Source organism: Olivibacter sp. EAT-5 (assembly GCF_044784325.1).
Lineage (GTDB): Bacteria > Bacteroidota > Bacteroidia > Sphingobacteriales > Sphingobacteriaceae > Olivibacter > Olivibacter oleidegradans.
The window spans coordinates 4,404,196-4,420,598 of record NZ_CP173028.1; the positions used below are offsets into that span (position 1 = coordinate 4,404,196).

16 protein-coding genes are annotated in these 16,403 nt (G+C 41.1%); 9 read left to right on the forward strand and 7 right to left on the reverse strand.

All coding sequences use genetic code 11. The annotated features are described in order from the left end of the window. Nucleotides 1-27: 27 nt before the first annotated feature. Nucleotides 28-810, reverse strand: coding sequence for an amidohydrolase (locus ACH11B_RS18230; RefSeq protein WP_013666537.1), 783 nt, complete (start codon nt 808-810; stop codon nt 28-30). Nucleotides 811-1,015: 205 nt separating this feature from the next. Beyond that, entirely contained in the window at nt 1,016-2,164 is a 1,149-nt protein-coding gene (locus ACH11B_RS18235; protein WP_377609140.1) for a methionine aminotransferase, read from the reverse strand. 324 nt (nt 2,165-2,488) lie between these two features. Here ACH11B_RS18235 and ACH11B_RS18240 point away from each other — a divergent pair, with 324 nt between their 5' ends. The 9 genes from ACH11B_RS18240 to trxB all read left to right on the forward strand — a co-directional run bounded on the left by ACH11B_RS18240 (nt 2,489) and on the right by trxB (nt 10,975). Continuing rightward, entirely contained in the window at nt 2,489-3,463 is a 975-nt protein-coding gene (locus ACH11B_RS18240) for an ABC transporter substrate-binding protein (RefSeq protein ID WP_013666539.1), read from the forward strand. Between the two features lie 15 nt (nt 3,464-3,478). After that, on the forward strand, nt 3,479-4,354 hold the full coding sequence (locus ACH11B_RS18245) for an ABC transporter permease (RefSeq protein WP_377609138.1): 876 nt from the start codon (nt 3,479-3,481) through the stop codon (nt 4,352-4,354). A 2-nt stretch (nt 4,355-4,356) separates the two neighbouring features. Next, nucleotides 4,357-5,112: an ABC transporter ATP-binding protein gene (locus tag ACH11B_RS18250; RefSeq protein ID WP_013666541.1), complete on the forward strand. Its 756-nt coding sequence runs from the start codon at nt 4,357-4,359 to the stop codon at nt 5,110-5,112. A 22-nt stretch (nt 5,113-5,134) separates the two neighbouring features. Beyond that, nucleotides 5,135-5,785, forward strand: coding sequence for an ABC transporter ATP-binding protein (locus tag ACH11B_RS18255; protein WP_013666542.1), 651 nt, complete (start codon nt 5,135-5,137; stop codon nt 5,783-5,785). A 49-nt stretch (nt 5,786-5,834) separates the two neighbouring features. Next, nucleotides 5,835-6,314: a hypothetical protein gene (locus ACH11B_RS18260; protein WP_377609136.1), complete on the forward strand. Its 480-nt coding sequence runs from the start codon at nt 5,835-5,837 to the stop codon at nt 6,312-6,314. 29 nt (nt 6,315-6,343) lie between these two features. Further along, nucleotides 6,344-6,973, forward strand: a complete 630-nt coding sequence (locus ACH11B_RS18265; protein WP_377609134.1) for a hypothetical protein — start codon at nt 6,344-6,346, stop codon at nt 6,971-6,973. A 94-nt stretch (nt 6,974-7,067) separates the two neighbouring features. Beyond that, the gene (locus ACH11B_RS18270; RefSeq protein WP_013666545.1) at nt 7,068-8,105 is read left to right on the forward strand and encodes a LacI family DNA-binding transcriptional regulator; all 1,038 of its coding nucleotides are present in this window, start codon (nt 7,068-7,070) and stop codon (nt 8,103-8,105) included. Nucleotides 8,106-8,217: 112 nt separating this feature from the next. Continuing rightward, the gene (locus ACH11B_RS18275) at nt 8,218-9,846 is read left to right on the forward strand and encodes an acyl-CoA carboxylase subunit beta (protein ID WP_377609132.1); all 1,629 of its coding nucleotides are present in this window, start codon (nt 8,218-8,220) and stop codon (nt 9,844-9,846) included. A 163-nt stretch (nt 9,847-10,009) separates the two neighbouring features. Next, nucleotides 10,010-10,975 (forward strand): thioredoxin-disulfide reductase, encoded by a 966-nt coding sequence (gene trxB, locus ACH11B_RS18280; RefSeq protein ID WP_377609130.1) that lies wholly within the window; start codon nt 10,010-10,012, stop codon nt 10,973-10,975. Nucleotides 10,976-11,040: 65 nt separating this feature from the next. Here the strand turns inward: trxB and ACH11B_RS18285 are convergent, their stop codons facing one another. The 5 genes from ACH11B_RS18285 to ACH11B_RS18305 form a co-directional block, all read right to left on the reverse strand. Then, nucleotides 11,041-11,358, reverse strand: a complete 318-nt coding sequence (locus ACH11B_RS18285; protein ID WP_013666548.1) for a multidrug efflux SMR transporter — start codon at nt 11,356-11,358, stop codon at nt 11,041-11,043. A gap of 85 nt (nt 11,359-11,443) precedes the next feature. Next, nucleotides 11,444-12,019 (reverse strand): Crp/Fnr family transcriptional regulator, encoded by a 576-nt coding sequence (locus tag ACH11B_RS18290; protein ID WP_149105673.1) that lies wholly within the window; start codon nt 12,017-12,019, stop codon nt 11,444-11,446. Next, on the reverse strand, nt 12,009-13,811 hold the full coding sequence (locus ACH11B_RS18295) for an OmpA family protein (RefSeq protein ID WP_377609128.1): 1,803 nt from the start codon (nt 13,809-13,811) through the stop codon (nt 12,009-12,011). The genes ACH11B_RS18290 and ACH11B_RS18295 overlap by 11 nt, the downstream gene beginning before the upstream one ends. A 203-nt stretch (nt 13,812-14,014) precedes the next feature. Further along, nucleotides 14,015-14,638: a 7-carboxy-7-deazaguanine synthase QueE gene (locus tag ACH11B_RS18300; RefSeq protein ID WP_041387475.1), complete on the reverse strand. Its 624-nt coding sequence runs from the start codon at nt 14,636-14,638 to the stop codon at nt 14,015-14,017. 277 nt (nt 14,639-14,915) lie between these two features. Next, the gene (locus tag ACH11B_RS18305; protein WP_130857829.1) at nt 14,916-16,265 is read right to left on the reverse strand and encodes a Gfo/Idh/MocA family protein; all 1,350 of its coding nucleotides are present in this window, start codon (nt 16,263-16,265) and stop codon (nt 14,916-14,918) included. Nucleotides 16,266-16,403 lie beyond the last annotated feature (138 nt).

The following is a 16,403-nucleotide window of genomic DNA, read 5'->3' on the forward strand; positions in this document are numbered from 1 at the left end:
AGTTCTTAGAACTTACAACTCAAAAACCTATGGATCCACTAAAACAAACTGATCAGCGTCTTGTAAAAAAGGTAGTTTCTCTCTAATCCGTTTTAAATCGTCCGGATAAAGCGTGAAGGTATAGAGGTCCTCGTCCTCCGGTTTATAATAAACAACCCCACCGTCAGGTGCAACACAGGTAGAGGCTCCTGAATGATAAACCTGATTTCCATCGTAACCTACACGATTTACGCCAATTACGTAGCATTGGTTTTCAATCGCACGAGCAGGAATAAGGGCTCTCCAATGTCCTATCCGCATGTCCGGCCAACTTGCTATATATAGTAGGATATCATATACGTTGTTAAGATTTCTGCTAAATGCCGGAAAACGGAGATCATAACAGGTTTGCAAACATACACGCCAACCATTTATTTCTACAATGACGCGCTTTTTGCCCGCTGTGAAAACCTTTTCTTCACCAGCCATCGAAAATAAATGTCTTTTATCATATTTATGGAATGAACCATCGGGCTTCATCCAAATAAAACGATTATAATATTTGCCGCCGTCTTCTATAATGAGGCTACCTGCCACAACGCAATTGTACTTTTTTGCCTGTTCTAACATCCAATAGATTGTTTGGCCGTCCATTCTTTCCGCACATTTCTCAACATTCATGGTGAATCCGGTATTGAACATCTCCGGCAAAATAATCAAGTCGGTTTTTTCCTTCAATGAGGAAAGACGTAATGCCAAATTGGATAGGTTTTTCTCTGTGTTCTCCCAAAAAAGATAGGCCTGAAATATTGTTATTTTTAATGGTTTCATTTAAAGTAATTATTCATTTTTCGTTAAGGATATCCTTTATCGTCTAATGAATAGGTTAGTGATAGTCGGATGTCTTTAGTACTAACGATGCACCGTAGTATACTAAATTAACGAAAGTTTGTAAATATCTTAATTTCTCAATTAATCTTTTTGTTCACTATTTAGTGTATGATACTGAAACGCCATCAAAGCCAAAAAAGGCGTGTTATTTAATTCGTGCTAAATTTTCAACGGCTTTTTCCAAGGTTTCGTGTTTTTTTGCAAAACAAAATCTTATATAGTGTCTGTCCAATCGGTTTTTGTAAAACACGGATAATGGAATAGTTGCGACGCCATAGTTGACCGTCAGTTCCTTTGTAAAGTCAAGATCACCTTTGTCGCTTATTTTATCGTAATTGGCTAACAAAAAGTAAGATCCCGATGCAGGAAGTATCTCAAAAGGCGTTGAACGGAGCGCATTGACGAAAAAGTCCCTCTTCTCCTGGAAGAATTTGCTAAGTAAGAGGTATTCACTTTCGTCCATCAAGAAATCGGCCAAGGCATATTGAACGGGGGTATTTACGCTGAATACCAAATATTGGTGAACCTTCCGAAATTCAACGGTCAGTTTTTCAGGAGCAAGACAATACCCAATTTTCCAGCCGGTTATGTGAAACATTTTTCCAAAAGAAGAGATTACGAAGCTGCGTTCCCGGAGTTCGGGATAACTTGCTACACTAATATGTTTCTTGCCATCAAATACAACCTTGTCATAAACTTCATCGCTAATGATAAATATATCCGTTCCCTGTGTAAGTTTTATCAATTGTTTCATATCGGCGTCAGTTAGCGTAGCCGAGGTAGGATTATGCGGTGTATTGATAATAATAAGCTTTGTCTTATGTGAAAAGACCTTCTTGACATCGTCCCAATTGATATTAAAGCTGTTAGGCAATAAAGAAACAGTTTTTACCATTCCTCCACATAAATCGATTGCAGGCGCGTAACTATCGTAACAGGGATCAAAACAAATCACCTCGTCATCCGGTCGAATAATACTGGCAATAGCAGTAAAAATGGCTTGCGTTGCGCCGGCTGTAATGGTGATTTCCTTGTCTGGATGATAAATCGCATGCTGTTGCTTTTCCACCATCTCGGCTATTTTTTCACGTAGCTGCAAAACCCCTGGCATAGGAGCGTATTGATTCAGTCCCTTTTTCATATAAGTTTGGGTTAAATCAATAAGCTTAGGGGAGCAGTCAAAATCAGGAAAACCCTGCGAGAGATTGATTGCTCCATGCTTATTGGCTAAGGCAGTCATCGTGCTGAAAATAGAATTGCTTACGTTAGGAAGTTTAGATAGAACGTTGATCATAAGGATGTGATTCAAGTTTGTTTGTTTTGTTTAACTTTTTTTTAAATTAGTTGTTACTGGTTAAAGATGACATTGTTTATCCGAGAACGCTATTTTCTCAACAAAATAAGTCAAGTGTACAGTATATTCTTGTAAATTGCAACGTCCTAAGTATGCCATGTAACGTTTATGGCGGAAACTGTGTAAGCTCATTGTTGTAGTAACACAAAGGAACAAATTTTATATACGAATAAAATATCCATGTATTACAGGCTATTCAAACACGGATGCAAATAAAAATAAAGTGGATATTCCATATGGCCATAAAAAACAGATTATTTACATATGAAATATAACAGATTTTTGATCTTATTATTGTTTGCCATCGGGTTCATTTCTTGTAATAATCCAAAAAAGCAAGGAGGTGTTCCCCGAGTTGGATTTATCGAAGCCTTCGAAGATGCTACTATTGGCGATGCCCGCAAAGGTTTTATAGAAGCCCTGGCAGCAAGTGGTTTTAGCGAACAAAATAAGACAGTAGAAATCATCGCAAAGAACGCGCAGGGCGATATGGGAGCCATGAACCAAATAGTAAGCTATATGCAGTCGGAAGAGGTGGATTGTATTGGAACCAGTACAACCATGTCAACCTTGGCTACTGTGCAGCGAATAAAAAACATCCCGATATTCATGTGCGTTACCGCTATGCCGCAAATATTGGGACTGATAAATGAAAAGAAAAAAGGGCCTGATAATCTTTTTGGTGTCGGCGAAGATCTGAATTATATCGACACATCCTTTGCTATTATTCAACAAGTCGTCAAACCCAAAAAAAGGGATAATCTACGCATTGGTATGATCTATAACCAAGCTGAACAGCAGTCAGTTGACGCCTTTAACCGACTGGATAAGTTGGCCAAGCAAAAGCAGGTTGAACTAATCGCCTTACCGCTAAACACTTCCGCTGATGCTCAGCTAGTCGTGCGTGCACTCTTGAAAAGAAAAATAGATGCTTTTTTCGCTAACCCCGACAATACTGTTTTCGCAGCTTTCGAAACTATCTTAAATAATTGTAATGAGCGTGGAATTCCGGTTTTTACAAGTGAAGTCGGACTGGTAAAAAGAGGGGCTGTAGCTGCTTATGGTGCCGATATCTATCAATGGGGATACCAGGCAGGGCAAGAAGCCGCTAAATTTCTGAAGTCAAAGAAAACAGATAAGTTAACGGTTGAAAAAGTCAAGATAAGAAGAAGGGTATATAATGGAGCCGCAGCGACTCGATTCGGACTAACATTCTCGGAAAATTTCGAAAAGCTATAAATTTTCTTCAACTGCATGGATTTTTATTTCGCTGCTATACTACAAGGTCTATGTTTTGTACCCATGGGTTTGGGGATCTATCTAACGATGAAGATTTTCAATTTTCCTGATATCACTACCGATGGGAGTTATACGCTGGGCGCAGTAATATGCGCGCTGGGTATAAGCCATCAGCTATCCCTTTTTATACTAGTCCCGCTTATTCTACTGGCAGGTGCCATTGCGGGTAGTTGCACGGCACTTATTCATACGAAGCTAAAAATTAATGCCTTATTGGCGGGTATTTTGGTAATGACCGCTTTATATTCTGTTAATCTTACCCTGTTGGGACGTTCCAACATTCCGCTCTTAAGCTACAAGAATCTTTTTTCCATCACACTGGTGCAAGATACTAATTCCAATACGTTCCTGATTGCCGGTACGGTGGTTGTCATACTAGTCGTTATACTCAACTATTTATTGCGGACTGACTTCGGCATTGCGATGCGAGCCACAGGGAATAATGAAATCATGGTGAGATCGCTGGGGGTAAACACCTTCAAAATAAAATGGATTGGCTTGGCGATTACGAATGCATTGGTTGCTTTTAGCGGTTCTTTGATTGCCCAGTTTCAGGGTTTTACTGACATCAACATGGGCATTGGGATTGTTATCAGTGGTTTAGGTTCCGTAATGATTGCGGAAACTATTATCAAATTGCTGCCCACAGATAAAGTATGGATTAATCTCGGCATGGTCGTCATTGGTGTGGTTATTTTTCAGTTAGTACTAGCCTTTACATTAAGTCTGGGTATAGATTCTTCTCTTCTCAAACTGTTTACCTCTTGTTTTGTGTTACTAATTGTTGCTTTGCCTCAAGGTAATTTTCTGAAAGGTTCGCTAAAACGTTGATTATGCTGGTTCTCAATAATGTAAGTAAAACTTTTTTCCCTAATCGGCCGAATGAGATCCGTGCGCTGGACCGTTTGTCTTTTACCGTGTCCTCGGGGGAATTTGTGTCCGTAGTAGGCGCAAATGGATCTGGTAAAAGTACGCTGCAAAATCTAATTGCCGGTACGATCTGGGCTGACAATGGCGAAATTAGATTAAATGATGAATTGCTAAATCAAATGGCAGATTACCGGCGGAGCCGATGGATAGCACGGGTTTTTCAGAACCCATTGCAAGGTACTGCTCCGGAATTGAGCATCTTGGACAATTTTAGATTGGCTTCCCTGCGTGGAAAAGCGAAAAAACTTACTATTGGCGTCAATACCGCTTTTAAGGAGCGGGTGAGGGAGCAGGTGCGGTTACTCGATATGGGCTTGGAAAACAAAATACATCAACCAATGGGTTTACTAAGTGGTGGGCAGCGGCAGGCTTTAACTTTGCTGATGACAGTTATGAGCGATGTTAAATTGCTGCTTTTGGATGAACCCACCGCTGCGCTCGACCCACGATCTGCCGCTCGCGTTATGGAGTTGGCGAGCAAGCTAATCGCAGATTATCAACTTGCAGTACTATTTATAACCCATAACATGAGAGAAGCTCTTAGCTATGGCAATCGCTTGGTACAGCTATCGCATGGTCGAATCAAGCGAGATTTGTCGAACGAGGAGAAACACCGGTTAAAGCCGCAAGATTTATATGAATGGTTTAATGAGGATTGAATAAAACTTGTATATTCGCCCTATGTTGAGCGCTCGAGGTATAAAAAAGGCATACGGTAACCTCCAAATTTTAAAAGGCGTTGACCTGGAGGTCAGAAAGGGTGAGATTGTTAGCATCGTAGGAGCCTCCGGAGCGGGCAAGAGTACTTTCCTGCATATTCTTGGATCATTAGATATGCCGGATGGGGGTGAGGTGGTGCTGAATGGAACTGAGTTGCCCAAACTTTCTCCCAATAAATTAAGCGCCTTTCGGAATAAACATATAGGTTTTATTTTTCAATTTCATCATTTGCTTCCTGAGTTTACTGCCTTGGAGAACATTTGCATACCTGCATTCATTGCCGGGAAAGGAAAATCTGAGAGTGAAAAAAGAGCAAAACAATTGTTAGATATTCTTCAGGTAGGAGCCCGAGCAGACCATAAACCCAATGCTTTATCTGGTGGCGAACAACAGCGCGTATCCGTAGCACGCGCCCTGATGAATAATCCATCCATTATTTTAGCCGATGAGCCGTCGGGCAATTTGGATTCGGAAAACGCCGAGGCCTTGCACCATCTTTTCGTACAATTGAGGAATGAATTGCAACAAACTTTCGTTATAGTAACGCATAATGAACACCTGGCTGATATTTCGGATCGTACTGTGCACATGAAGGATGGTTTGATTGTTTAAAGTTATAGACGGACGAAGGTATCCTTAAATTTATGCTAAACTGATTTTGATGAATATTTTGATTACTGGAGGGATGAGTGCGCTCGCACAGAAACTTGCACGTGTATTTTCTGCGGAGGATAAGGTGATATTCGGTGATAATGTAGCTATCCCTGATTTGTTAATTGCAGGAGGAAGGTATGTAGTAATACCATCCGGCAGCAGCGCATCATTTAATCACGAACTATTAAAGGTGGGTATCAGCAACGAATCAGACCTTATAATTCCTTTGAGAAAGGACGAAATCGTACAGCTTGCTGCATGTAGAGATTTGTTTGCAGAATACGGAATACAATTGGCAGTACCGTCGCACCGACTTTTAGAGATCGTTGAATTTATTGTCAACCCGGGCAAAGATCTGAACACAACGGTTTTACTCAAAGGCAAAATAGCAGGTCAAGGAGAACCGATTGAAAGCTTGGAAAACGAGTCGGGCGTATGCGTAGTCTCAGATGGTGGGGAGGAACTCTTTTTTTGTTGTTTGGCATAGCCAGGGATGGCTTATTCTGTAACTGAAAAATGCTTACGTATAAAGATCTAGATCAGAACAAAAAGGCCTTTATTTTCGAGGTAGATGATGTGCTCTATCCGGAAAAGGATTATCTCTTGCAGGTATATTATCTGTTCGCTCATTTATTGGAATATACGGAAACAGTGCCACCGGCGAACGATTTAACTGCTTTCATGAAAAAAGTATATGAGCATCACGGGAAAGAAGAAATTTTTCAACGGGCAGCAGCTGTGTTTGGAATCGACGCAAAGTATCTTGAAAATTTTAAAAGAATCCACGTAAATGCTCAATTGCCGCTAAAATTATTACTCTTCGAAGAGGTAAAACATTTACTATTGGAAATCACGAAGGACGAAAAGAGAATTTTTGTTTTAACGAAGGGAAATCCGTTGATGCAACTGAATAAATTAAAGCAAATTGATTGGGGCCCTTTAAGTAGCTATATAAAGATGTACTTTTATGATGAGCTTGCCTTACAGGGAGTTACCGATCCGCTTGAGCATCTTCTTCGTGATAATCATCTTCGTTTGGAGGACGTGCTTATCATTAGTCGGAACCGGGAGCCTACTGAAGAGATTCTTAAAGCAGGAATTGATTATCTTCCGGTCGAGTCATTGTTGAAGACCGACCGGCACTAATGATCAAAAGATTTTGTACATTGCAGCTAATTTCAGGTAATCGTCTAAACGATTACTGATCCGCCTACAAGAAGGCTTTTAATTCTGGTATTTTATGAATAAAGGCAAACAACCAACGATTAAGGAAATCGCCAAACGGTTAAAGATATCCACCTCAACTGTTTCCCGTGCGCTTAATGATCATCCCAGCATCGGGTTAATTACCACGATGCGAGTAAAGAAATTAGCTGAGGAATTGAACTACGAGCCGAACAGAACCGCAATATTTTTCAAACAGCGAAAAACATTCACTATAGGCGTTATTTTGCCAAGTTTATCCGAAGCTTTCTTTTCTGCGGCCATAAGTGAAATTGAGAATTTTGCGAATAGCCGCAATTACACAGTCATTCTTGGCCAATCATTGGATGATCCCGAAAGAGAGCTGAAAATTATCAATACCATGAAAGTGCATCGTGTAGACGGAATTATCCTTTCTTCCGCCAAAAACACACGCGAATTTGAGTATATTGAAATATTGAGAAATGCAGGCATTCCGGTTGTTTTTTTCGATTGCGTACCCGATTTGGTGCAGATTAACGCTATTGTTAGTAATCTGAAAACAGGAATGAAGGAGGCCATTGATACATTTGCCTCCTGTGGGCATCGGGGGATCGCCTTTATCAATGGACCGGCCCATTTACCCGCAAGCAAAGAAAGAGAGGAGGCATTTATTGATGCGTTGGTTAATAACGGTATTCCCTTAAATCGCGATTATATTGTTTATACCGATTTGTCGGAAAAGGGAAATACCGATGCAACACTGCAATTGATTAACTTAAGTGAGAGACCCTCCGCTGTCGTTTCGTTTAACGACTATGTTACCTTGGATGCGATGAATGCGGTGCGTAGCAAAGGATTGACGGTTAACCAAGATATATTTTTTATCAGTTATGCGAACTACCCCATATGGAAATATATGGAAAACCCACCCATGGCTTCCATTGAGCAATTACCGGGAAAACAGGGAGCGCTTGCAGCTGAAATGTTATTCGAATTGATAGACAGAGATACCGAAGAGAACGCCGATGATTCAGGCATTAAACAGGGTCGGAAAATAGTATTGGAATCAAAGCTGGTAAACCAGCATGTATAGCGCTACGTTCCGGGTTATTGTATAATCAGAGCCAAAACGTTGATATTCGAGAATGAATTATCTTCGAATGAAAGAAAGCTATAGCTAATTGCTAACCATAAACGCTAAACTTATGAACCTCGATTTTAATATAAACGAAGATGTTAACAAGCAGGCTGTTTACGAACTGAAAAGTCGATTAAAAAAAGTTTTTTTAGGTGGCGGAGAGACGGCAAGCAAAAAGCAGCATGAAAAGGGTAAAATGTTGGCTAGAGAGCGGATTGAATATTTGCTCGATAAGGATCGACCTTCGTTGGAAATAGGGGCGCTGGCGGCAGACAACCTCTATGAGGAACAGGGAGGCTGCCCCTCAGCCGGTGTAGTGGTAGTGGTGGGTTATATTGCCAATAGGCAGTGTGTCGTGGTAGCAAACGATGCTACCGTCAAGGCTGGTGCCTGGTTCCCTTTAACTGCCAAGAAAAATCTTCGCGCACAGGAGATTGCTATGGAAAATCGATTGCCCATTATTTACCTGGTAGACTCAGCGGGCGTTTACTTACCCATGCAGGATGAAATATTTCCCGATAAAGAACACTTTGGACGCATTTTTCGAAACAACGCGCGCATGAGTAGCGAGGGTATTGTACAAATAGCGGCTATTATGGGATCTTGCGTAGCCGGTGGAGCTTATTTGCCGGTGATGAGCGACGAAGCGATGATTGTAGATGGTACCGGCTCCGTTTTTCTTGCGGGATCCTATTTGGTAAAATCGGCTATCGGTGAAGAGGTGGACAACGAAACACTTGGCGGTGCAACGACACACTGTGAAATATCCGGGGTGACGGACTATAAGCATCCGGACGATAAAAGCTGTTTGGACAGTATCCGACGTATTATTGAAAAACTAAGCGCTCCTTTAAATAGCGGATTTAACCGGATAAAGCCCGTACTTCCTGCACTTGATTCAAAAGAAATTTATGGTTTACTTCCGAACTTGCGAGAAAAACCTTATGACATGGCCGAAATCATACAGCGCTTGGTAGACAATTCGGAATTTGATGAATATAAGGCTTTATATGGAAAAAGTATTTTATGTGGTTTGGCTAGGGTTGACGGCTGGGCAGTAGGGATTGTGGCCAATCAACGGAAAGTAATAAAAAATAAGAAGGGCGAAATGCAGATAGGAGGGGTTATTTATTCAGACGCGGCTGATAAAGCGGCACGGTTTATTATGAATTGTAATCAGAAGAAAATACCACTTGTTTTTTTACAGGATGTAACCGGATTTATGGTTGGCAGTAAATCCGAACAAGGTGGAATCATTAAGGATGGAGCAAAAATGGTGAATGCAGTCGCAAATTCGGTCGTGCCAAAATTTACCGTTGTGATTGGAAATTCCTATGGGGCCGGAAATTACGCCATGTGTGGTAAAGCTTACGATCCCCGCTTAATATACGCCTGGCCATCGGCAAAAATTGCTGTGATGGGAGGTGAGCAGGCAGCAAAAACCTTGTTGCAAATTCAAAAAGCAACACTGAAAGCAAAAGGGCAAAATTTAAGTGACCAAGCGGAGGCTGATCTCCTAGGTGAAATTACGGCTAGATATAATCGACAGACTACTCCCTACTACGCAGCCGCGCGTCTATGGATAGATGGGATTATTGATCCGCTAGACACAAGAAAAGTTATATCGATGGGGATCGAGGCCGCTAATCAGAGTCCAATTACGAAAGCTTTTAACGTGGGGGTTATGCAGGTGTGAGGTATCGGGTTTAGGTGGGAGATGGAAGGTTGAGGTTTGAGGTGTAGGGTGTAAGCAATGACGCTTAACGTCTACGGATAACAGCAGATAAGAAATTTACAAAAGGAAAACGGATTGCTTTGATGTAATCAGTATCTTTGTGTCGAGAAAAAATAGAATTTACATGACTGAAGAAATAGAACACGTTAAGTGCTTAATTATAGGTTCGGGACCAGCAGGATATACGGCCGCTATTTATGCAGCGCGCGCTGACTTAAAACCCGTTATGTATACAGGTATTGTTCCGGGTGGACAGCTAACGCAAACTACGGATGTTGAAAATTTTCCAGGTTATCCGGCGGGTATCATGGGTCCGGAAATGATGGAAGATTTTAGAAAGCAAGCGGAACGTTTTGGTACCGATATACGGTTTGGTTATGCTACCGGTGTAGATTTTTCAGGGCCGGTTCATAAAGTTGTCATTGATGAAATCAAAACAATAACGGCTGATACGGTAATTATAGCAACCGGTGCTACGGCAAAATGGTTAGGTTTAGATAGCGAGCAAAAGTACAACGGATTTGGTGTTTCAGCTTGTGCGGTATGTGACGGATTTTTCTTTAAAGGTCAAGATGTGGCTATTGTCGGAGCAGGAGATACGGCAGCAGAAGAGGCTACTTACCTTGCTAAATTGTGTAGAAAAGTACATATGTTGGTTAGAAGAGACGAGTTTCGGGCTTCTAAAGCAATGCAACATCGCGTTTTCAATACGCCAAATATAGAGATACATTATAATACAGAGGCAGAAGAGATTTTGGGAGACGGTAAAACTGTTAATGGATTGCGAATCATCAATAATCAAACAAAGGAACATCAAGTATTGGATATAACAGGTTTCTTCGTAGCAATAGGCCACAAACCGAACACTGATATTTTCAAAGGATGGCTGGATATGGATGAATCGGGTTATTTAATTACAAAAGCTGATAGTGCCCAAACGAATGTTGAGGGAGTTTTTGCCGCAGGTGATGTTCAAGACCATATCTATCGGCAAGCGGTAACGGCTGCAGGTAGTGGCTGTATGGCTGCGTTGGAAGCCGAGCGATATTTAGCAGCTAAAGAGCATGCCATTATAGAAACTGCTGATTAATAAAGTTTATTTTGCTATAGACAAAAGGCGCTCAGGCGCCTTTTGTCATATATCTATATTTTGTTCTATTTAGACACCATTTTTAAACCGATAATTGAAGCGATTAGGGTGAAAATAAAAAATAGACGCCAAAAATCAGAGGGTTCTTTATATAGGATGATCCCCATAATAACCGTTCCTACAGCTCCAATACCCGTCCATACGGCATAACCCGTGCCAATCGGAATATCCTGAATCGCTTTGTTAAGAAGAAGAAAGCTCAGCGTGATACAAATGAAAAAACCGATGGACCATTTAATGTTGGTAAAGTTATTTGATAACTTTAAACAGGAAGTAAAGCCTACTTCAAATAGACCCGCAATAATTAGATAAAACCAAGCCATAGTATTTTGTTTTTTGTGTTGGCAAATATCCGTAATAGGATACAGCGCTTTTTTTACATATGTTAAAAAATAATTCAATCGAAAGTTACCGATTCATTTTACGCCTGATTCTGCTCAATGTAACCTGACTGACGCCTAAGTAAGACGCAATATAGCCCAATTGTACCCGTTGAACAATAGAAGGAGATAACGTAATCAGTTCATTATAGCGCTCGGTTGCGGTTTTCGATTGGGTGCCTATCAGCCGCTCTTCCGTTTTTACCAGTTCTGAGCCAATCAGCCGATTAAAAAAATTGGCGATATCTAAATTATTTTCGCAAAGTGTTTTTACTTTACGATGGCTTATTCTTAATAGTGTGCTGTTTTCTAATAGCTCGATGGTTTCGTATCCCGGACTTTCATTAAAAAAGCTGTTATAAGACAACAGCACATCGGTTTCTAAGCAAAAGCAGAACACGGTTTCTTTCTCTTCGGTTTGTATATATACACGTGCTATCCCTTGCAAAATAAAATATAGATACGGTGCTGTGCGGCCAGCTTTTATGATGCTCGAACCTTTCTCATAATCTACTTCTTCCAACTCGTTGCAAAATAAGCTTAAAGAGGGTTCAAGCAATCCTAAATGCATCATCTTTTCTCTTAATGCTTGATCATTTGCCATAATCGGTTGCGATAATCTTAAATTCTGTTCTTCTGTTTTGCTGTTTACCCTTTTCCGTCGTGTTGTCGGCAATCGGATTATTCTGTCCGTAGCCTTTATACGCCAACCGGGTTTTGTCTATACCTTTACTCAGTAAATAAGCGTAAACAGCAAGCGCCCGTTTTTCCGAAAGTACCTGATTGGCTTGTGCGGAGCCTGTATTATCGGTATGACCTGTTATCTCTATCCGTATATGTTTGTTATGTTGTAGTAACTGAAATAACTCCATTAGGTCGCTTTCTGATGTAGGAAGAAGCTCATAACCGTTGGTAGGAAAGAAAATATTATTTAAAATGGCGGATCGTCCTGAACTAATTCGTTCTAGACCGACTTTGACAGCATAAATGTCTTTTTCTGTGAGCGTGTCTGCTAAAGCGAAATGTTGACTGTAAAATAGATATTCAGGATGCAATACGTGCAACGCATATTCACTTCCTACCGGGAGCGGTACTAGAAAAGTACCATCGAGGTAATCCACTTCTGAATAGAATGTTCGCTTCTTGTTCTTTAAATCGGTCAGCTTGACCGCTGCTTTTACGGCATTACCGGTTGTTTTATCAAATACGCGTCCTTTAACATAGGCAACAGCAGTAGGTCTTAGATGCTCAGTCAGGAGGCATGTATATATGTCAAGTCCGCCTTTGCCACCCGGTCTTTCAGCTGCGAAGTAAGCGGTTGAGCCATCTAAACTAACAGTGAGCGCACGTTGCTCCAGGTGATCATTAATAGGTGTACCCATATTGACCGGAGATAGTCTATTCCCTTCATGATCAAGCTTACTGATAAAAAGGTCTTTATTACCGAAGCCCGGCCATCCGTTAGAGGCAAAATAAAGTGTTTCGTTATCAGCATGGATAAAGGGTGTGCTTTCGTCAAACGATGTATTGACCTTGTCACCCATGTTTTGCGGTACTCCCCAAGAGCCATCTTGCTGAAGGGTGCTATACCAGATATCGTTTCCTCCAAATCCTCCTTTGCGGTTGCTAACGAAATACAGTGTGTTTCCGTCCGGACTAATTGCTGGCTGTGCCTCCCAAGAACCGGTATTAATTGGTGAACCTAAATTATGAGGGATGCCCCAGGCACTGCCTTCCCAATGGGATATGTAAATGTCACAACTTCCCTTACCGTCGGGTTTATTGCAGCCCGTAAAAAACAAATACCGTCCGTCGGGAGAAATACAATGCGCTCCTTCACTGTATGACTCGGTATTAACTTTTCCCGGAATGGGAAGGGCCTGTTTCCATGCGCTATCTTGATATTGACTGACATAAATATATTCTAAACCGCCCTTTTTTTGACGCGTAAAAATAATAGAAGAGCGGTCGGCCGTCAGCATAGGAAAATATTCATCATCCGCTGAATTAATTGAAGCACCCATGTTGTGAATATTTAGCAGCTGAGTGTTTTTGCGCTCGCTTAAACTGAAATTGCAATCCGCTAAATATTTTTGCGCAATAGCCTTCCGTTGATTAGTCTGTGTTGATACCTTGCTGAGGTAAGTTGTCAAAGCTTGTTTGGATGCCGCATAAGCGCCTAAGTTCAGCAAACTTTCGCCTAGTCCAAACCAAGTGGAGGGTGTTAAATCCGAAGCTAGTTTGGAAACCATCTCATAATGTTTGGCAGCTTGTTCAAACTCTTTTTGACGCAGATATATATCCGCTAATTGCTGGCGTGCAGTAATGAAAAGACTATCGTCGTTCAGAAGCTGTTCCAAACGTATAGTGGCATTGGTAAAATCATTTCTGCTCAAAAATCTCGCGGCTTCTTCAAAAAGTTTTTTTGACTTGCTTGTTGAAGGATTCAGCTGCTGGGCACCCAGTTTGGAGCAAAAAAAGGATAAGCTGTTATAAAATAGGCAAAATAAAAAAAATAGGCGCATACAGTGAAGATATCTTAGCATAGGCTCCAAATCTTACACTAAGATATAATATTTTATGCCTTTTTTGTTTTTTGCTAGGGGATATTAAGATACTTATGGGTTTGCAAAGAAATTTCCCACTTGGGGTTTTCCTTTACATAGTCAATAATAAGGGGCGTCATCTGAGCCGCTTTAGACCACTCAGGCTGTAGGTATAACTTCCTGCCGACGGGAATTTGGGCAGCATATCGTTCAGCCCATTCAAAATCACTTTTGTTAAAAACGATTACTTTTAGCTCGCCGGCAGCCTCAATAACGTCGGGGAGTGGTGCCTTAAATTTCTTGGGAGATAAACAAACCCAGTCCCAATGACCACTTAATGGGTAAGCACCGGAGGTTTCAATGAAGGTTTTAATGCCCGCATCTTGTAATCCCCTGGTTAAGTAGTCCAAATTGTAAATCAACGGTTCGCCCCCGGTAATCACCACGGTTTTGGCAGGATATCGCGCTGCGTTTCTTATGATATCATCTGCTTTTGTTAAAGGATGTAGTTCAGCATCCCAGCTTTCTTTGACATCGCACCAATGACAACCCACATCACAGCCCCCTAAACGAATAAAATAAGCTGCCTTTCCTGTGTGATAACCCTCGCCCTGAATCGTATAAAATTCTTCCATGAGCGGAAGAAGCGTACCGTCTGCTGGAACCTGTTTTGACATAATGGTGCAAAGGTAACTATTTTTTTCATGTTGCTTGTCAACCCCTAGTAATCTATACGGAAAGCACATTGTAAGGACGTTTTTTGCCACTATGTTCTTTGGTTTGCTAAATTTTATCAAGAAATCTTCCCCTAGGGAATTTTGAATGCCATTAAGAATTAACAAGTGATGAAAAAGGTTGAATAAGAAAAACGTTCCTTAATATAAACGCCCAACTGTAAATAAAAAAGCTGTGGAGTCCCCTCCACAGCTCAACCAATTATCCAAACACGATGGCTTAAAAGCCACTATCATCAAGAGCGAACACCACTTTGCGTTCTTTCCATTTTCCATTCGTAAAATCAGGTATTTCGACTGATTTGTTCCCTTCGGCTAAGGATAATGTCGATAATGGTGTAATAACACTCATGCTAACAGAATCGTAGACATCAATTGGTGTTTGTCTGTTTTGTTTTACCGACTCAATAAAAGCATTAAAAACAAACCAGTCCATTCCACCATGCCCCGCGCCGGCAGCATCATTTGCATATTTAGCCCATAAAGGGTGATCATATTTCTTTAACCACTCGTCGGCTGCATCCCACGCATGTCCCTTTGCCGATTTACCTTCGATGTATATGCCATTATTTAAATCCATCCACAAACCTTCCGTACCCTGAACCCTAAAACCAATTGAATAGGGGCGAGGTAAATGAACATCGTGCGATAATAACAGCGTCTCGCCATTGGCACAATTGATCAACGTTGTCGTTACATCCCCATTTTTATATTGAATTTTTGCATTAGGATGTCCGGGAGATGTTTTTTGTACGTAATTTGCTAATCCTCTTGCCTTGCTCGAAAAGGAAACCATATTGGTCATTCGATTTCCGTGGTTAATGTTGACGTAGTGCATCAGAGGACCCAAGCCATGTGTTGGATAGAGATCCCCATCTTGATCAATGTTGAATTGTGTACGCCATTGCGCCTCACTCATTGCCTTGGCCCCATATTCCACACCTCCACCATAGGGTTGCTTGCCATTGTTAAAAAGGACCTCCCTTAAGTCATGCTGATAACCACCTTCTAAATGAATCAATTCACCAAAAAGGTTTTGCCTTACCATATTAAGAACCGCCATGACATCTCGTCGATAACAAACATTTTCCAAGGTCATATAAGGCTTTCCGGTCTGTTCCGACGTTTTTACAACTTCCCAATGGTCGTCAACAGTTAGGCCGGCAATAACCTCACAACCTACATAAAGCCCAGCCTTCATCGAGTCCACTGCCTGATCTTTATGAAATTGCCAAGGGGTGGCTATCACAACGGCATCTAATTTCTCTTTTTCAAGCAATTTTTTATAAGCATCCACGCCACCGGTATATTCTTTCGGCAATTTTTTATTTGCCTTTTGGAATTGCTTTCTGCAACTTGCCAGTGATTCTTCTTGAATGTCACAGATGGCAACTACATCGATATCCTCCCTTCTTAAGGCCAGGGCCACATGGTTTCTTCCTCTTAATCCAACGCCAATAAAGGCCAGGCGTATTTTTTTATTATTTTGAGCAAAAAGCGGAGTATCAGGTAGTATACTTGTTGCAGCCGCTGCAATGGAGCCTGACTTTATGAAATTTCTTCTATCCATTAGGTGTTCTTTTGATTATTAGGATATTGTTCGGCGTCTTCATAAATTAGAATGCGCTCTCTTGAACAAACATAGAAAAACATTTTTAATAAAATCCTATGCAACCGATTGCTCTATTTTCAAAAAAATTGCGCAATC